Origin of the sequence: Sneathiella sp. (assembly GCF_047631475.1) — a bacterium.
Taxonomy (GTDB): domain Bacteria; phylum Pseudomonadota; class Alphaproteobacteria; order Sneathiellales; family Sneathiellaceae; genus Sneathiella.
The window spans coordinates 19,547-35,200 of sequence record NZ_JBLHZT010000015.1 but is presented as its reverse complement, the minus strand read 5'-3'; the positions used below and the strand labels follow the sequence as shown (position 1 = coordinate 35,200).

The 15,654-nt window shown below is 49.5% G+C and carries 20 protein-coding genes; 14 read left to right on the top strand and 6 right to left on the bottom strand.

Features of this window, described 5'->3' with window-relative positions:
• Nucleotides 1-13 precede the first annotated feature (13 nt).
• From ACJAYR_RS08320 to ACJAYR_RS08305, 4 genes are read left to right on the top strand one after another with little or no spacing between them, the layout of a single operon-like run.
• Complete coding sequence (locus ACJAYR_RS08320; protein ID WP_415236170.1) at nt 14-298, top strand: YggT family protein; 285 nt, start codon at nt 14-16, stop codon at nt 296-298.
• Nucleotides 276-617, top strand: coding sequence for a DUF167 family protein (locus tag ACJAYR_RS08315; protein ID WP_415236169.1), 342 nt, complete (start codon nt 276-278; stop codon nt 615-617). The genes ACJAYR_RS08320 and ACJAYR_RS08315 overlap by 23 nt, the downstream gene beginning before the upstream one ends.
• A 13-nt stretch (nt 618-630) precedes the next feature.
• Nucleotides 631-1,515, top strand: coding sequence for a bifunctional methylenetetrahydrofolate dehydrogenase/methenyltetrahydrofolate cyclohydrolase FolD (gene folD, locus ACJAYR_RS08310; RefSeq protein ID WP_415236168.1), 885 nt, complete (start codon nt 631-633; stop codon nt 1,513-1,515).
• A gap of 11 nt (nt 1,516-1,526) precedes the next feature.
• A complete protein-coding gene (locus ACJAYR_RS08305; RefSeq protein WP_415236167.1) occupies nt 1,527-1,829 on the top strand; it encodes a hypothetical protein in 303 nt (100 codons plus the stop codon).
• Nucleotides 1,830-1,890: 61 nt separating this feature from the next.
• On the opposite strand, the gene ACJAYR_RS08300 is transcribed toward ACJAYR_RS08305, so the two are convergent.
• The 4 genes from ACJAYR_RS08300 to ACJAYR_RS08285 form a co-directional block, all read right to left on the bottom strand.
• Entirely contained in the window at nt 1,891-3,099 is a 1,209-nt protein-coding gene (locus tag ACJAYR_RS08300) for an argininosuccinate synthase (RefSeq protein WP_169546232.1), read from the bottom strand.
• Between the two features lie 101 nt (nt 3,100-3,200).
• Nucleotides 3,201-4,352 carry a 23S rRNA (adenine(2503)-C(2))-methyltransferase RlmN gene (rlmN, locus tag ACJAYR_RS08295; RefSeq protein ID WP_415236166.1) on the bottom strand — a complete coding sequence of 384 codons (1,152 nt, stop codon included), beginning with the start codon at nt 4,350-4,352 and terminating at the stop codon, nt 3,201-3,203.
• 45 nt (nt 4,353-4,397) lie between these two features.
• Nucleotides 4,398-4,925 carry an invasion associated locus B family protein gene (locus ACJAYR_RS08290; protein ID WP_415236165.1) on the bottom strand — a complete coding sequence of 176 codons (528 nt, stop codon included), beginning with the start codon at nt 4,923-4,925 and terminating at the stop codon, nt 4,398-4,400.
• A 112-nt stretch (nt 4,926-5,037) separates the two neighbouring features.
• Nucleotides 5,038-5,574, bottom strand: coding sequence for an RNA methyltransferase (locus ACJAYR_RS08285; protein ID WP_415236164.1), 537 nt, complete (start codon nt 5,572-5,574; stop codon nt 5,038-5,040).
• A 73-nt stretch (nt 5,575-5,647) separates the two neighbouring features.
• Between ACJAYR_RS08285 and ACJAYR_RS08280 the strand changes: the two genes are divergently transcribed.
• The 7 genes from ACJAYR_RS08280 (at nt 5,648) to ACJAYR_RS08250 (ending at nt 12,562) form a co-directional block, all read left to right on the top strand.
• A complete protein-coding gene (locus tag ACJAYR_RS08280; protein ID WP_415236163.1) occupies nt 5,648-6,691 on the top strand; it encodes an asparaginase in 1,044 nt (347 codons plus the stop codon).
• A gap of 83 nt (nt 6,692-6,774) precedes the next feature.
• Nucleotides 6,775-7,755 (top strand): NADPH:quinone oxidoreductase family protein, encoded by a 981-nt coding sequence (locus ACJAYR_RS08275; RefSeq protein ID WP_415236162.1) that lies wholly within the window; start codon nt 6,775-6,777, stop codon nt 7,753-7,755.
• Nucleotides 7,756-7,760: 5 nt separating this feature from the next.
• Nucleotides 7,761-9,005, top strand: a complete 1,245-nt coding sequence (locus ACJAYR_RS08270; RefSeq protein WP_415236161.1) for a class I SAM-dependent methyltransferase — start codon at nt 7,761-7,763, stop codon at nt 9,003-9,005.
• 205 nt (nt 9,006-9,210) lie between these two features.
• Nucleotides 9,211-9,909, top strand: a complete 699-nt coding sequence (locus tag ACJAYR_RS08265) for a CoA transferase subunit A (protein WP_415236160.1) — start codon at nt 9,211-9,213, stop codon at nt 9,907-9,909.
• A gap of 14 nt (nt 9,910-9,923) precedes the next feature.
• Nucleotides 9,924-10,553: a CoA transferase subunit B gene (locus tag ACJAYR_RS08260; protein WP_169546240.1), complete on the top strand. Its 630-nt coding sequence runs from the start codon at nt 9,924-9,926 to the stop codon at nt 10,551-10,553.
• Between the two features lie 180 nt (nt 10,554-10,733).
• A complete protein-coding gene (locus tag ACJAYR_RS08255; RefSeq protein WP_415236159.1) occupies nt 10,734-11,627 on the top strand; it encodes a DMT family transporter in 894 nt (297 codons plus the stop codon).
• Nucleotides 11,624-12,562 carry a DMT family transporter gene (locus tag ACJAYR_RS08250; RefSeq protein WP_415236158.1) on the top strand — a complete coding sequence of 313 codons (939 nt, stop codon included), beginning with the start codon at nt 11,624-11,626 and terminating at the stop codon, nt 12,560-12,562. The genes ACJAYR_RS08255 and ACJAYR_RS08250 overlap by 4 nt, the downstream gene beginning before the upstream one ends.
• Here ACJAYR_RS08250 and ACJAYR_RS08245 read toward each other — a convergent pair.
• Entirely contained in the window at nt 12,559-12,945 is a 387-nt protein-coding gene (locus ACJAYR_RS08245) for a YkvA family protein (RefSeq protein WP_415236157.1), read from the bottom strand. The genes ACJAYR_RS08250 and ACJAYR_RS08245 overlap by 4 nt on opposite strands.
• Before the next feature lie 122 nt (nt 12,946-13,067).
• Here ACJAYR_RS08245 and ACJAYR_RS08240 point away from each other — a divergent pair, with 122 nt between their 5' ends.
• On the top strand, nt 13,068-13,829 hold the full coding sequence (locus tag ACJAYR_RS08240; RefSeq protein WP_415236156.1) for an SDR family NAD(P)-dependent oxidoreductase: 762 nt from the start codon (nt 13,068-13,070) through the stop codon (nt 13,827-13,829).
• Nucleotides 13,830-13,850: 21 nt separating this feature from the next.
• Here the strand turns inward: ACJAYR_RS08240 and ACJAYR_RS08235 are convergent, their stop codons facing one another.
• Entirely contained in the window at nt 13,851-14,144 is a 294-nt protein-coding gene (locus tag ACJAYR_RS08235; protein ID WP_415236155.1) for a 4a-hydroxytetrahydrobiopterin dehydratase, read from the bottom strand.
• Between the two features lie 72 nt (nt 14,145-14,216).
• Between ACJAYR_RS08235 and ACJAYR_RS08230 the strand changes: the two genes are divergently transcribed.
• Together ACJAYR_RS08230 and ACJAYR_RS08225 are read left to right on the top strand one after the other, a co-directional pair.
• A complete protein-coding gene (locus ACJAYR_RS08230) occupies nt 14,217-14,693 on the top strand; it encodes a low molecular weight protein-tyrosine-phosphatase (protein WP_415236154.1) in 477 nt (158 codons plus the stop codon).
• A 9-nt stretch (nt 14,694-14,702) separates the two neighbouring features.
• On the top strand, nt 14,703-15,590 hold the full coding sequence (locus ACJAYR_RS08225) for a polyamine aminopropyltransferase (RefSeq protein ID WP_415236153.1): 888 nt from the start codon (nt 14,703-14,705) through the stop codon (nt 15,588-15,590).
• The last annotated feature ends 64 nt before the right edge of the window (nt 15,591-15,654 follow it).

Here is a 15,654-nt window from a genome sequence, read left to right as displayed (position 1 = left end):
GCAAGGTAGAAATATGGCTTCAGTCGTCACTCTCGTAAGCTCGATTATACAGATATTTATCTGGCTCCTTATCGCCAATGCGATTTTAAGCTGGCTTGTTGCATTCAACGTTGTAAATGCCCGCAATCAGTTTGTCGCAACTGTCGGCGAATTCCTCTATAAAATAACAGAGCCTGTTTTGCGCCCCATCCGCAGGATAATCCCAGCGTTCGGCGGTATCGATATTTCTCCGATTGTGCTGATTTTGCTGCTCATTTTCCTGCAGAATTTGATGTATGAGTTTTTTGTCTACGGTTGATGAAAAAGCTTGGTTCCGTCATGCCGATGGGCTGAATTTGCGCGTCAGGTTAAGCCCGAGCGCCTCCTCCAATCGATTGCAGGGGGTCGAAAAGTCCGGTGATGGACTGACGCGAGCGAAAGTGGCTGTGACAGTTGTTCCTGAAAAAGGAAAGGCTAACAAAGCTCTCATTAAAATTTTGAGTAAACATCTGGGCGTTGCGCAGCGTGACATCGATTTGGTGTCTGGGGCAACTGATAGAAACAAAACACTTCTTCTTAAGGGCGATGCGGACAGCCTGGAGAAGACATTGCAGCGATTGTTCGCACCCGTTCAATGAAAGAAACAGGACTATGACGGCCGAAATCATTGATGGCAAATTATTTGCCGAAAAAGTACGGGCGAAGGTCGCTCGACAAACCGAATATCTGAAAGAGAATGCGGGATTGACGCCTGGTCTGGCGGTCGTTCTTGTGGGCGAAGATCCGGCAAGTCATGTCTATGTTCGTAACAAAAACAAAGCGACGATTGAAGCGGGCATGAAATCCGAAGAAATTCGGCTGCCGGAAACAACTTCTCAGGAAGAGGTTCTTGCTGTGGTTCACCGTCTGAACGATGATCCGGACATTCACGGTATTCTCGTGCAATTGCCCTTACCGGACCAAGTAGATGAAACAGCTGTTCTGGATGCCATTAACCCGGAAAAAGACGTGGATGGCTTTCATGTGATCAATACGGGGCGTCAGGCGGTCGGATTGCCGGCTATGGTTCCCTGTACGCCGCTTGGCTGCATCATGATGTTGAAAGATCGATTAGGCGACCTCTCCGGGCTAAATGCCGTTGTTGTGGGCCGCTCTAATATCGTCGGTAAACCAATGGCCAGCTTATTGCTTGCTGAAAACTGTACCGTGACAATTGCTCATTCGCGAACCCGAAATCTTGAAGAGGTCTGCAGAGGCGCAGATATTCTGGTTGCTGCCGTGGGGCGCCCGAAAATGATTCAAGGCGATTGGGTTAAGCCCGGCGCAACGGTTATTGATGTTGGTATTAACAGAATTGCAAAAGACGATGGTAAAACCCGACTTGTGGGGGATGTGGATTTTGAAGCTGCGAAAGAAGTGGCCGGTGCGATTACGCCTGTCCCTGGCGGGGTTGGCCCGATGACGATCGCCTGCTTATTGGCAAATACGATCACGGCTGCCTGCCGGATCGCAAATGTCGATGTCCCGGAAGTGTAGAGGGGATACAAGTGCGCTTTAGTCCTGAATTAGTCGCCCAATTTTCCAAATCAGTTGGATTGGGAGCATTGACCGGGATTGTTTTGGCAATTGTCTTTATTGCAATGCCGGGGGCGGCCATTCTTTTTGTCGTTGGTGTTTTTAATCTGTCCTGGGATTTAAGCTGGTTTCCCGATGCTATCACTGTTTTAGTGTTTGGCGCGCTTGCAGGAGGCGGCTTTGCAGGTATTCTTTTTATCAAGGACCGCTACATTCCATATGTAGAAGAAGTCCATGATTTTGAAGAGGATCCGGATGATCCTTTTGGCCGTTAAAGCAAGACATAAAAAAGGCGGCTGAAAGATCAGCCGCCTTAATTTTTAATGGCAAATGAGATTAGCCTTTTTGCCGATGGAGCAAACGCAGGCGTAAGGCATTCAGTTTGATAAAGCCCTCTGCATCCCGCTGATCATAAACGGTGTCTTCTTCAAAGGTGACATGTTCCATGGAATAAAGAGAGTATTTACTCTTTCTTCCGACAACGCTGACGCGTCCCTTGAACAGTTTCAGACGAACCACACCACTTACTTTTTCCTGGCTCTTATCGATCAAAGCCTGAAGCATTTCCCGCTCAGGAGAGAACCAAAGTCCATTATAGATCAATTCGGCATAGCGCGGCATGATGTCATCTTTCAGATGCATGGCGCCGCGGTCCAAAGTGATTTGTTCGATGCCACGATGGGCTTCGAGCATAATGGTCCCGCCGGGTGTTTCATAGATACCGCGAGATTTCATGCCAACAAACCGGCCCTCAACAAGGTCAAGGCGTCCAATACCATTGTCGCCCGCAAGCTTATTCAAGGCTGTCAGCAAGGTCGCCGGGCTAAGGCGCTTTCCGTCCAGGCCAACCGGATCGCCTTTTTCATACTCAATTTCGATATAAGTGGGCGTATCTGGCGCATCTTCAGGAGCAACTGTCCGAGTATAGACATATTCAGCGGCTTCTTCCCACGGATCTTCCAGTGCTTTTCCTTCAGCAGAAATATGCAGCAGGTTGGCATCAACCGAGAAAGGAGCTTCACCGCGCTTGTCTTTTGGAATAGGGATCTGGTTCTTCTCTGCAAAATCAATTAACTTGGTTCTGGAATTCAAATCCCATTCGCGCCAAGGGGAAATCACTTTGATATCCGGGTTCAGGGCATAATAGCCCAGTTCGAAGCGAACTTGATCATTACCTTTTCCTGTGGCGCCATGCGCAACGGCATCCGCGCCAACTTCCCGGGCAATTTCGATCTGGCGTTTTGAAATCAACGGGCGGGCGATCGACGTGCCTAGCAGATATTGACCTTCGTAGACAGCGTTCGCACGGAACATTGGAAAAACAAAGTCACGGACAAATTCTTCTCGCAGATCGTCGATAAAGATGTCTTTGATACCAAGAAGCTCGGCTTTCTGGCGGGCGGGTTCAAGTTCTTCACCCTGCCCCAGATCGGCAGTAAAAGTGACAACTTCACAGTTATAAGTTGTCTGTAACCATTTCAGGATTACAGAGGTGTCCAGGCCTCCAGAATAGGCCAATACGACTTTCTTGATGTCTTGTGACATGACGCGTACCTTCGATGGAAATCTATTTTGATAATTATCAGAAGCGCGCAAAATAGGCGAAAAATCCCCCTCTCGCAAGGGAAAGAGGAGAGGGGTGTTTTTTACGCGTTTGCTGTGCGTCTTGCAGAGGCAGGTTCTTTGGTGCTGGCGGATTTAAGCTGACCGCAGGCGGCCATGATATCCTGTCCCCGCGATACGCGAACAGGGGAGGAATAGCCGGCATCATTTACGATTTTTGCAAAACGGTGAATAGCGTTATTGCTGGAACAGATATAATTGCTGCCCGGCCAAGGATTGAACGGGATCAGGTTTACCTTTGCCGGGATCCCTTTCAGTAGACGGACAAGTTCACGCGCATCGGCCGGGCTGTCATTAATGCCATTTAGCATGACATATTCGAAAGTGATCCGGCGGGCGTTGTTGCTGGCGGGGTAGTCCCGGCAGGCTTGAAGCAGTTCCTTGATCGGGTAGCGTTTGTTGATCGGGACAAGGATATCCCGAACATCATCGGTCACCGCGTGTAATGATATCGCTAAATTCACGCCCAGCTCTTCGCCGCACTGATGAATCTTAGGGACAACGCCGGAGGTGGAGAGTGTAATGCGACGCTTGGATAAAGAGATCCCTTCGCCGTCCATGACAATATTCAGGGCCTTCGCCACATTTTCATAATTCAGCAGCGGCTCACCCATGCCCATCATGACAATGTTGGAAATCATGCGGTTGCCCTTGGGGCTGGGCCATTCACCTAACGTGTCACGGGCAATCATCATCTGGGACACGATTTCACCGGCCGTCAAATTACGGACAAGTTTCATGGTTCCGGTATGACAAAAACTACAGGTCAGCGTACATCCGACCTGACTGGACACACATAATGCACCGCGATCTTCTTCAGGAATATGAACTGATTCGACTTCCTGACCGTCGGGAAACTTGACCAGCCACTTGCGCGTACCGTCAACAGATTCCTGTAAATTGGTAATTTCAGGGCGGTCCACTGTGAAATTTTCAGGCAATTTTGCCCGCAATTCTTTCGAGATGGATGTCATGTCATCGAAGTTGTCAGCACCCCGATAATAGAGCCAGTGAAACAGCTGCCGAGCCCGCATTTTGGCGGCTTTCTCGGCTTCTCCGGCTTCAACGAGGGCTGCCGCAATTTCCTTGCGGGTCAAACCGACCAGGTTTTTACGGATGGCGAGAAGCTCGGGCTGTCTGTCAACAGCCTCTACATCCGGAATCAAATGTTCCATAGCTCTACAATACTTCTAAAAATTGGGGCGAATGCTCAGCCCTCTTTAACTGCAGCTTTTTCTAATCTGCTTATGCGCAGCTGTAAAGCCCTGCAGTGAATAACTATCCGTCGTGAGTGTTCCGCGGGAGGAGCGACCTTTCACAATAACCTTGGCCCCTCTTCGCATGGCGGAGATCAGTTTGGCGTCGCTTTCACCTTCGGGCACCCATGCGACATCGGCATCTGTCGCCAGTTTGAACTTTCGATTTCCAATTGCCAGCTCGACAGTAGAACGGTTTTTGTAAGTGTATCCGGTCACGTGGCTGACTTCTTCTTTGGAGCGGGATTTTGGTCGGTAGGTGACCATCAGGTAAATATCCCCGCGCTTAACATTTTGCGGCAACGATTTGTTAGGCCGGGAAAGCATGTAACACACTTTTTTCCCACCTTCGAGCCATGTGTAGGCCTGCCAATCTTTAAAAGTGCCAAGAGCCCTTGGGTCTGTACTTTGTGCCTGAGCACTCAGCGTTGTGAGGGAAATGACCAAGAATGCGGCCAGCGGAGACAGTATATGCAAATTCAGTTTAATCATGACGTCAGGATAAGGCCCTTTATCAGTTTTTTCCAGCAATGTTGCAAAACGGTTTTATCCGCTTGCTCTGTTCCCTTCGAATGATCGCCCAAAAAGGGACATTTCATTCCTTCTAGGTGTCGATCGTCCTTTGGATCGGTCTGCCCTGTACATGGTCTGGCAATTCAATCGCCTTTCCGAGTTCGCCTGTCGGGCGTTGTGCAAATCGCCCATGCGTGACAATCCTGTCATACATAACGATGGCGCCAGCAGTTGCAACATTCAAACAGAATTTTGTCGGAATTTTGATGAAATAGTCACATTTTTCTTGCATGGCAGGAGAAAGGGAACCCCGTTCGCGTCCCAGGATGTAGGCCGCATTGATGGGGTGAAAAAAACTGGGCAGTTCTTCCGCTTCATCCAACAATTCTACACCGACAATTTTACAAAGACGAGGCAGCTTCATGTCTTCAATGGTATCGAAATCGTACCAGGGAATACTTTTTGGAGCGACACTGGTATCCGACTTGGCTTTGCGGACAGAATATTCTGCCCCGACCGTAAAAACAAAACTGCCGCCAAACGCATTGGCCGTTCGAAACAGATTCCCTGCGTTCATTGGTTTGCTGACACCTTCAATGCCAATGCCAAAATAGCCTCTAGCGCTCATGATTTCCTTCACTCCAAACCCAAAAGTGGATACTGTGCAGCTCTTGGTATTATGTCTATTCAGGATTATCCAGATGAAAAAGCACTCTGCAACAGTTTCTACCCAATCGCCAATTGTGGTCAACGTTTATCGAGGCCCGATGGTTGAGTGTCAGCATATGGTAAATGCTGTTGTATCCGATGCGTCAGGAAACATCTTGAAAAAGTGGGGAAATACGGAAAAACCTGTCTATTTACGGTCGGCGATCAAGTTGCTTCAGTCGGTGCCGTTAATTGAATCAGGGGCGGCGGATGCGTTCGACCTGACGGACAAGGAGCTGTCTTTATCCTGTGCCTCTCATACGGGCGAACCAATACATGTTGCCGCGGTCACGGCTTGGCTGCAAAAAATGGGCCTGACCTTGGACGCGCTGGAATGCGGTGCCCACTGGCCAACATTTCCGGAGGCGGCTTATGCACTGGCGGCAGAAGGAAAAAAGCCCACTGCAGCCCATAATAACTGTTCCGGGAAACATGCGGGTTTTCTGACAACGGCGCTTCATCTGGGAGAAGATTTGAAGGGATATATCCATCTGGATCACCCAGTGCAGAAACGTCTTGTTAAAGTTCTGGAAGATTTTACCGATCTGGATTTGGCGGAGGCTCCGGTCGGGATTGACGGTTGTTCCATCCCAACGATAGGCATTCCGCTGTCTGGGGCCGCCCTCGCTATTGCCCGTTTCGCCAACCCCGAAAGACTGCCTGACGAACGCGCGGCTGCCTGTCGCCGATTGCAGAATGCCATCGCAACGGAACCAGAAATGATCGCCGGTTCAGATCGTCTTTGTACGGCTCTTAATCGATCAGCCAAAGGGGCGGTCGTTGCAAAGACAGGGGCAGAAGGTGTGTATTTGGCGGCCCTTCCCAATCTTGGATTGGGTGTTGCCGTGAAAAATATAGACGGTACAACACGGGGTGCCGAAGTCGCGCTGGGACAGATTTTGCAGGATCTGGGCGTTATGACTGAGGAAATGCACCGAGAGATTGACGCTTTTGTTAAGCCAGTTCAGAAAAACTGGAACAATATAACTGTGGGTCATATGAACGTTCAGGCCGACGAACAAAAAGGTTCGAATTGACCTTGATATCAGTTAACGGTTAATTTGTTTGCAGCGCAATAAACCCCCGACTTCTTTGTCGGCATAAAAAAAATGGGAAAACGATGAAAGCACTTGTTTGTAAAGAATTTGGCGAACCAGACATCTTGGTAATGGAGGATATCGCTGAACCGACAGTTTCAGCCGGAACGGTAAAAATTCAAATTCATTCTGTTGGATTGAATTTCCCCGATACGCTTATGATTGCAGGTAAATATCAGTTCAAGCCTGCTTTTCCGTTCTCTCCGGGGATGGAATCATCCGGTATCGTAACAGAAGTCGGTGAAGGCGTAACCAGCATCAAAGTGGGGGATCGCGTGATGGCCAATCATGGCTTTGGCGGTTTCGCAGAATATGTTGTTGCCCCTGAAGACGGCACATATGTCATTCCAGACAGCATGCCCTTTGATCAGGCCGCTGGCTTTCCTGTTACTTATGGCACGACCTATCACGGTCTGGTGGACCGGGCACAGATTAAGCCGGGTGAGGTTCTGCTTGTTCATGGCGCCGCTGGCGGTGTTGGCTTGAACGCAGTCGAACTGGGCAAGGCACTGGGTGCCACGGTGATCGGAACCGTTGGTTCTGACGAAAAAATGGATATCGTCCGTCAATATGGTGCGGATCATGTCATCAATTATTCAACAGAAAGCATCAAGGATCGCGTCAAGGAATTGACAGACGGCAAAGGCGCTGACGTAATTTATGATCCTGTTGGCGGTGATGCGTTTGATCAGTCCATGCGATGCATAAATTGGGAAGGTCGCCTTTTGGTGATTGGATTTGCGTCGGGTCGGATTGCTGAACTGAAAACAAATCTGGCATTGCTGAAGGGATGTTCTGTGATGGGTGTATTCTGGGGCGAGTTTGCGCGCCGGACGCCAGAGAAAAACAGGGCCAATTTCAATGCAATGCTGAAAATGGTGGAAGAAGGCAAAATCAAGCCGCACGTTTCCACGCATTTCCCGTTGGAGCAGGGCGCGGACGCCATGAAAGCTCTGTTGTCACGCAAGACAACGGGTAAAGTGATTATTACAGTAAAGGACTGATTACCGTGAGCAAGGGGAGGACACGCAGGGATAAGGCTGTAAAGCAGCAGTACGAACAATTGCCCTATCCTCCCCGCGATCCTGAAGAGGAACGCACACGATTGATCACCGGTAGCCCCAGCCAACTAGTGGAAGTGAACCATTATCTGTTCAATGGGGCGCGGGATTTTTCTAAACCTTTTCGGGCCCTTGTTGCCGGTGGCGGTACCGGAGATGCTGTGATAATGCTGGCGCAACAGCTTGCTGATTATGGCCCGCACGGTACTGTAACCTATATTGATTTGTCATCGGCGAGCCGGGCGGTGGTGGAAAAACGGGCTGAAGTTCGCGGCCTTGACAATATCGAATATCACACTGCCTCACTTCTTGATTTGCCTGAAATGGGCCTCGAGCCATTTGACTATATTGACTGTTGCGGTGTTCTGCATCATTTGGAACATCCGGAGGAGGGACTTTCGGCCCTCGCTTCTGTTCTGAAAGAAGGCGGCGGCATGGGCCTGATGCTGTATGCGACTTTGGGACGGACGGGTGTGTATCATGTTCAGCGGGCTCTTCGGACCCTTGTTGGCGATCAAGACTTGACGGAGCAGCTTTCGATCGCCAAAAAACTGGTGGCGGGCTTACCGAAAACCAATTGGTTGGTACGCAATCCGTTCGTGGGCGATCACAAGATGGGCGAGGATGCCGCCTTTTTTGATCTTTTGCTGCATCCGCGGGATCGTAGCTATCTGGTGCCGGAAATTGAAGAATTTCTGGCTTCGGCTGATCTGGAACCCGTCGCGTTTATTGAACCAGTGAAATATGATCCGGCAAACTTCATCAAAGACAAAGATGTTCTGAAACGGATCAAAACCTTAACAACAATGCAAAAGGCGGCGCTCGCAGAAAATCTGAGCGGAAGCCTGAAAACCCATATTTTCTATGTTAAGAAGCGATCGGCGGGGGCTTCCACCATTGCAACCATAGCGCCATCGATGGTCCCTGTTCTGGCAGATCGAGTGCCCCCTAAAGTGTTTGCAGGGACGTTAAAAGGGAAGAAGGAGTTCGCCATCAGTTTTGACGGGGAAGAGGTGTTATTACCGGTTCCTTTAAAAACAGATCAAATCGTGGCAATGATTGACGGGGAAAAGACACTGGCCCAAATTCAGCAGGAAATGTCTCTGCCATGGGATCAGTTTCGCTCGGTTTTTGCGCCTTGTTTCAAGTTTTTAAGTGCCCTGAATATTCTTTGGTTACGCCAAAGGTCTTGAAATCCCTTGAAATTTTTGTGCAGTTGCGAAAAAAATGATTTTTCCGTCGCTGTCAGGCGGTTTTTGAGTTTTCAGACTTCGACATTCTGTCTATGATCAGCCCCGAATTCAAGGTCTGCCGGATTTACGGATGGCGGGTAAAACGACCTTGCCAGTTTTTTTAACTGGTACCTCTTTTATACAGGGAAAGGGTAGGGTGCATTTAATGGCACAGAAACAATATGCAGATGCAGGTTCGGCGCTGGAGGGACTGCTGTTTGATGGGATGACCATTGCAGCGGGCGGTTTTGGACTTTGTGGTATTCCAGAAAACCTGATCGCGGCCATCCGTGATTCAGGCGTCAAAAATCTGACCATCTATTCGAATAATGCCGGTGTTGACGATTTTGGTCTCGGTGTCCTGTTGCAGACCAAACAGGTAAAAAAAATGGTTTCCTCATACGTTGGTGAGAACGCAGAGTTTATGCGTCAGTATCTTTCCGGCGAATTGGAGCTGGAATTTAATCCGCAAGGAACGCTTGCAGAAAGAATGCGTGCTGGCGGCGCTGGTATTCCGGGTTTCTATACGAAAACGGGCGTCGGCACACAGGTTGCTGAAGGCAAGGAACTGAAAGAATTTGACGGCGTTACCTATGTTTTGGAACGGGGTATTGTTGCCGACCTTGCGATCGTAAAAGCCTGGAAAGGGGACGAGCAGGGTAATCTTGTATACCGTAAAACAGCGCGGAACTTTAACCCTCTTGCGGCAACCTGCGGGAAAGTAACGGTTGCAGAAGTAGAAGAGCTGCTGCCGGTCGGCTCATTGGATCCGGATAACATTCATACGCCAAGTGTTTACGTTCAGCGGTTGCTGAAAGGGGAACATGAAAAACGGATTGAACAACGCACCACACGGGTTGCCTGAGAGGAGAACGAATAATGCCTTGGGATCGTAATCAAATGGCTGAGCGGGCCGCTCAGGAACTCGAAGATGGCACCTATGTCAATTTGGGGATCGGTATTCCGACCCTCGTCTCAAACTATATTCCGGAAGGTGTGGATGTCACCCTTCAGTCAGAAAATGGCATGCTTGGCATGGGCCCTTTTCCGACAGAGGATGAAATTGACGCTGACTTGATCAATGCGGGCAAGCAAACCATTACAGAAATGGACCGTACGAGTTACTTCAACTCCGCCGATAGCTTTGCCATGATCCGCGGTGGCCATATTGCCTTGTCTATTCTGGGCGCCATGGAAGTCTCAGAAACAGGGGATCTGGCAAACTGGATGATACCAGGCAAACTGGTAAAAGGTATGGGCGGTGCGATGGATCTGGTTGCCGGTGTCCAACGGGTTGTGATTATCATGGATCACGCGAACAAAGCGGGTGAATCCAAATTGTTGAAATCCTGCACATTGCCGCTTACTGGGCAGGCTGTTGTTGACCGGATTATCACTGGACTGGGTGTTTTCGATGTCGTCGAGGGCGGTCTGAAAGTGGTTGAGCTTGCACCGGATGTCACAATGGACGAAGTTCGGGAAAAAACCGAAGCCACACTGGTTGCATAACTCTATTGCGAAACTATGAAAAAGGGCTGCTTTTGCGGCCCTTTTTTATGGGTGCAGGGCAGGGTTGCAAAGTTTGCACTTTAAGTTGGTACGCATGCGAACTAATATGGGAAAATGTTTTCGTTCCCCCTACTGAGGCCCTTTCGCGAGGCGCCGGCAGCCATACAGGCTGCTTTTTTAATGATTATCGGTTGTGTGTTCCTTTCCATCTTGGGGGGATTGATCAAATCACTTTCAACAAGTGGTATGCCGGTTTTTGAGATTGTCTTCCTTAGAAATATGGCGGGCCTGATTGCGCTTGCACCGTGGTTCCTGAAATATGGCGTTTCCGGATTGAAGACCGGAAGACCCGGATTGTTCCTGGTGCGCGGTATATTCGGGTTTGTCTCTATGGTTGCCTGGTTCTACGCCGTAACGGTTATTCCGCTTGCAGAAGCGGTCGCGCTTAATTTTACCGCGCCGATCTTTGGCACGCTGCTTGCGATCGTCGTCCTGAAAGAAGTTGTTCGGTTTCGCCGCTGGATGGCTATTCTGGTTGGTTTTGTAGGCGCTATGATCATTCTTCGGCCGGGTGTGATTGATATGAGCACCGGCGCCTATGCAGCCCTGCTGGCCGCAGCGACGATGGCCTGTTCGGTCACCTGTGTGAAAATGCTTTCCGGGACTGAAAGTACGCCGTCCATTGTTGCCTGGACACAGATCATCATTTTGCCGATGTCTTTTATCCCGGCAATGCTTGTCTGGGTAACACCAAGTTGGGATCAGTTGATGCTGGTGGCGGGCATGGGCCTGAGTGCGACACTGGGGCATCTGTTTTTTACCCGCTCATTTGCCGTTGCAGACGCGACCTATGTTCTGCCGTTTGATTTCTTCCGTCTGGTTTTCTCGGCCATTATCGGGGCTTTGTTTTTTGCCCAAGATCCAAGTATTTATGTGTGGGTCGGTGCCTCGATTATTTTTGCATCGTCGGTTTATATCGCCATGCGTGAAGCTCGGTTAAGCGGGGCGACGGGCAACCCGAAAAGTGTTCAGAACGCGAAGGATGCCGCCAGTAAAGTCGGGGAGAGCCAATGAATTTTGCAGCGTCCCAGCGACTGCGGTGGTTGGGGATATGGGAGACCATCCCTGCAAATGCCCAAGGGGCATTGTGGATGCTGCTTGGCGGGTTTTGTTTTTCCATCATGAGCCTGGTCATTAAGTATCTCGGTCAGGAGCTGGACAGCTTTCAACTTGGCTTCATCCGTGCTGTATTCGGGGTGATTGTCGTGCTGCCTTTTGTTTTTAAAAGAGGGATAGGCTCTCTTAGAACAAAGGTTTTCAAACTTCATTTCTTTCGCGCTGTCGTCGGTATTTCCGGAATGCTGAGTATCTTTTATGCAGTGACGCATTTACCCCTTGCGGATGCCGTGGCATTGACCTTCACCAGACCACTCTTTCTTATTTTGCTGGCCGTTCTTTTTCTAGGTGAGATCATTCGTTGGCGTCGCTGGTTGGCGACCGGAGTTGGGTTTTTAGGGGTTCTTGTCATGGTGCAGGCCGACGGTGAGTTCAGTCATGCGTCCTTTGTCGCCTTGTTCGGCGCGTTTATGGTGGCCCTTGTTTCGGTTTTTCTTAAAAAACTGAGCCGCACCGAAGATCCCATTACCATGATGTTTTACTTCGGGGTAATCGGGGCCAGTATTGCGTTTATTCCCGCCCTATTTGTTTGGCAAACGCCAACCTGGCAACAACTGGCCATACTGGGCGGCGGTGCGTTGTTTGGTTCTGGCGCTAATTATTGCGCGATCCGGGCGTTTAGTGTGGCAGAAGCGACCGCCGTGGCACCCTTTGATTACATGCGGCTGGTATTTTCCGGTCTCTTTGGTTTTCTGGTTTTTAGTGAAATCCCGACTTTGTGGATGCTCACCGGCGCGAGCATTATTGTTGCCTCAAGCCTGTATATCGTCCGCCGTGAAGCGGGCCTGAAGAAGGCTCAAAAGCAGCCAATAGAACAATCGGTTGAGCCCTAGTCTTCGGCAGGTTCCGGGCGGGGCTGTTTTTCCAAAAAGGCCAACGCTTTTTCGCGATGATCAGGCGCAATATGACTCTGTACCGTTTTCATCGCAGCAAGCAGGACACTGGCATCATCCGTATAACCCAAGGCCGCGATAAAATCAGGGATAACGTCTGCTGGCATGATGAAGTAGGCAAGCGCGCCAAATAAAACAGCCTTTACAAAAGCGGGGCTTTTGCTGTCCATGGCACAATAGAACGAGGCCGTCACATCTTCGGCAAACGGGATCTTTCCAAGATTGCTGCGCAGCTTCTGAGCAAACTCCCGCATGACGAGGCGTTTGTCACTCTGCATTTTATCCGCATCAAACGCGGAGGTATCATCATCAGGTTTTTGCATGCTCCTGTATATGATGGTCGTGCCCTGATTTGCAACAGAGGGTTCTTTCCTTTTTGCCAAGAGAGGTGTATTCAAGAGGCATATTTTTGAAAAACAAACGTTAGATTATCGGGAGACGGATAATGGATATCAGCGGAAAAGCTGCTATTGTAACAGGTGGTGCATCTGGCTTGGGAGCGGCGACAGCAACAGCGCTGGCTGAAGCGGGCGCAAAAGTTGCTATTTTCGATTTGAATACTGAGGCCGCCGAAGCAATGGCGGAAAAAATTGGTGGATCAGCGTTCACAGTAAATGTGGCAGAGGATGCGTCAGTTGAAGCCGGCTTTGAGGCTGCTCGCACGGCACACGGTCCTGCGCGTATTCTGGTCAATTGCGCGGGTATTGGTCCTGCTGCAAAAACAGTATCAAGCCGTGGAATGCATCCCTTGGATAAGTTCCAGCAGGTACTGAATATCAACCTGATCGGAACCTTCAATTGTATTCGCCGGGCGGCCGACGACATGGTCAAGCTGGATCCCATGGAAAGTGGCGAGCGCGGCGTTTGCATTAATACAGCATCTGTAGCTGCTTATGATGGTCAAATTGGGCAGGCTGCCTATGCGGCGTCCAAAGGGGGTATCGTTGGTATGACGCTTCCGATTGCCCGCGATCTATCCAATGTTGGTGTGCGGGTCATGACGATTGCCCCCGGTATTTTTGGAACACCACTGCTTATGAGTCTCCCTCAGGATGTGCAAGACTCGCTTGGAGCCAGTGTTCCTTTCCCTAGTCGTTTGGGTAATCCAGCAGAATTTGCGTCTTTGGCAAAGCATATCTGTGAGAACCAGATGCTTAATGGTGAAGTGATCCGTCTTGATGGCGCGATCCGTATGGCGCCAAAATAAAGACGTTTTAAGGGCGGCGGCTTAAGGGTCGCCTACCTTGTCCATAAATGCGGCAAGTTTTATATCCTTTTCGCTGACACCATTGGCGTCATGGGTTGTCAACGTCACGTCAACACGATTGTAAACGTTGAACCATTCTGGATGGTGGTCCATTTTTTCTGCCTTCAATGCAACGCGTGTCATAAAGGCAAAAGCCTCATTGAACGATTTAAATCGAAAGCTTTTCTCAATCGCATCGCGCCCTGATTGAGCTTTCCATCCTTTTAAAGTCGCGATTTTCTGATCTCGATCAGTTTTTTCAAGTTTCCCTGCCATTTCTATCTTCGCACCTCCATCGTTACCCTGTATATGTTCCCTAACTGTGGCCTGCCAAGGATCGAGGGTAGTATGATACAGGTTTTGTTTGTCTGTCTTGGGAATATTTGTAGATCACCGTCCGCGGAAGCGGTGTTTCGGGACATGGTCGCGGCGAAAAATCTTGAGAACAGGATTATAACGGATAGTGCGGGAACCGGGGCTTGGCATGTTGGTAATCCACCTGATGAACGGGCGCAGCTAATTGGCAAAACCAGATATATTCAAATGTCGGATTTACGGGCACGTCAGGTGCGAACCTCAGATTTTGAGCAGTTTCAGTATATCCTGGCAATGGACAATGATAATTACGCCAATCTGTCACGCATGAAGCCTGATCATTTTAAGGGCCGACTTTGTAAAATGCTGGATTTTGGTGCAAGCGAAGAAACCGAAGTGCCGGATCCATATTACGGTGATTTGTCCGATTATGAGCATGTTTTCGATTTGCTGAAACCAGCATCAGAAGCATTGCTCAAGCACATTATTGAGAACGACCTGGATCGTTGAGAAAGTATTATGACCAAAATTAGTGAAATTAGCCGTACCTGGTGGCACGAAGAAACGGAAGGCGTTGCCTTTACCCATGCGCTCGATATGAAAAAGCTGCATGAAGAGCAAAGCCCCTACCAGAAAATTGAAATTTTTGACCATGAGACCTTTGGTCGGATTTTGACATTGGATGGGTTGGTGCAGGCGTCAGAATCCGATGAATTCATGTATCATGAGATGGCTGTTCATGTGCCGCTATTGGGGCGCGTGCGTGAAAATGCGAGTGTTCTGATCGTCGGTGGTGGCGATGGTGGCATTCTTCGTGAAGTGTTACTGCATGATTTCGTATCCCGCGTTGTTATGGTTGAAATCGATGAGCGGGTCGTTGAATTGTCAAAGGAATATCTTGGTATTCACGGGAATTATGATGATCCAAGGGTTGAGCTAATCATCGGTGACGCTGCCGATTACATGAAAAAGGCACGGGCATCGGGGGATAAGTTCGACCTGATCATTCTGGACCTGAGTGAGCCGGTCGGGCCATCGGCAACTGTCTTCACAGAAGAATTCTGCCAGAATTTTTCAGCCTGCATAACGGATACTGGGGTTGTTCTAGACAGCGATAGTATTTTTGTTGGCAAAGAGCGCGCCTATTTCCTGCAGGAGCTTTGCGGGGATAAAGATCAAAATCTTGTCAGCATCATGCAGAACAAACATCTTCTGCCTCACGTCTCAGGATATCGGTCAATCGTGCAGTTATATCCGGCCGCAGAATTTGGGTTTTTCCTCTATAGCCGTGATGGTTACGATTATTCAAACCCGGTTAAAGCCCATGTAGGGCGCCACTATAATGAAGCCCTTCATAAAGCCTCTTTTGCTTTGCCGACCTGGTGGAAAACCAATTTAGGATTTTAGGATCCGGCCGAATGACACGCCGCACGCCGGAAGCGCTTCTTTGGCGTCGCGGTTCGGCTACCCA

Coding starts and splice junctions, on each gene's coding strand:
- ACJAYR_RS08230 (WP_415236154.1), top strand. CDS start 14,217: ATGATACAGGTTTTGTTTGTCTGTCTTGGGAATATTTGTAGATCACCG.
- rlmN (WP_415236166.1), bottom strand. CDS start 4,352: ATGGAACATTTGATTCCGGATGTAGAGGCTGTTGACAGACAGCCCGAG.
- ACJAYR_RS08275 (WP_415236162.1), top strand. CDS start 6,775: ATGAAAGCACTTGTTTGTAAAGAATTTGGCGAACCAGACATCTTGGTA.
- ACJAYR_RS08315 (WP_415236169.1), top strand. CDS start 276: ATGAGTTTTTTGTCTACGGTTGATGAAAAAGCTTGGTTCCGTCATGCC.
- ACJAYR_RS08300 (WP_169546232.1), bottom strand. CDS start 3,099: ATGTCACAAGACATCAAGAAAGTCGTATTGGCCTATTCTGGAGGCCTG.
- ACJAYR_RS08245 (WP_415236157.1), bottom strand. CDS start 12,945: ATGCAAAAACCTGATGATGATACCTCCGCGTTTGATGCGGATAAAATG.
- ACJAYR_RS08280 (WP_415236163.1), top strand. CDS start 5,648: ATGAAAAAGCACTCTGCAACAGTTTCTACCCAATCGCCAATTGTGGTC.
- ACJAYR_RS08285 (WP_415236164.1), bottom strand. CDS start 5,574: ATGAGCGCTAGAGGCTATTTTGGCATTGGCATTGAAGGTGTCAGCAAA.
- ACJAYR_RS08225 (WP_415236153.1), top strand. CDS start 14,703: ATGACCAAAATTAGTGAAATTAGCCGTACCTGGTGGCACGAAGAAACG.
- folD (WP_415236168.1), top strand. CDS start 631: ATGACGGCCGAAATCATTGATGGCAAATTATTTGCCGAAAAAGTACGG.
- ACJAYR_RS08255 (WP_415236159.1), top strand. CDS start 10,734: ATGATTATCGGTTGTGTGTTCCTTTCCATCTTGGGGGGATTGATCAAA.
- ACJAYR_RS08265 (WP_415236160.1), top strand. CDS start 9,211: ATGGCACAGAAACAATATGCAGATGCAGGTTCGGCGCTGGAGGGACTG.
- ACJAYR_RS08260 (WP_169546240.1), top strand. CDS start 9,924: ATGCCTTGGGATCGTAATCAAATGGCTGAGCGGGCCGCTCAGGAACTC.
- ACJAYR_RS08235 (WP_415236155.1), bottom strand. CDS start 14,144: ATGGCAGGGAAACTTGAAAAAACTGATCGAGATCAGAAAATCGCGACT.
- ACJAYR_RS08240 (WP_415236156.1), top strand. CDS start 13,068: ATGGATATCAGCGGAAAAGCTGCTATTGTAACAGGTGGTGCATCTGGC.
- ACJAYR_RS08290 (WP_415236165.1), bottom strand. CDS start 4,925: ATGATTAAACTGAATTTGCATATACTGTCTCCGCTGGCCGCATTCTTG.
- ACJAYR_RS08320 (WP_415236170.1), top strand. CDS start 14: ATGGCTTCAGTCGTCACTCTCGTAAGCTCGATTATACAGATATTTATC.
- ACJAYR_RS08250 (WP_415236158.1), top strand. CDS start 11,624: ATGAATTTTGCAGCGTCCCAGCGACTGCGGTGGTTGGGGATATGGGAG.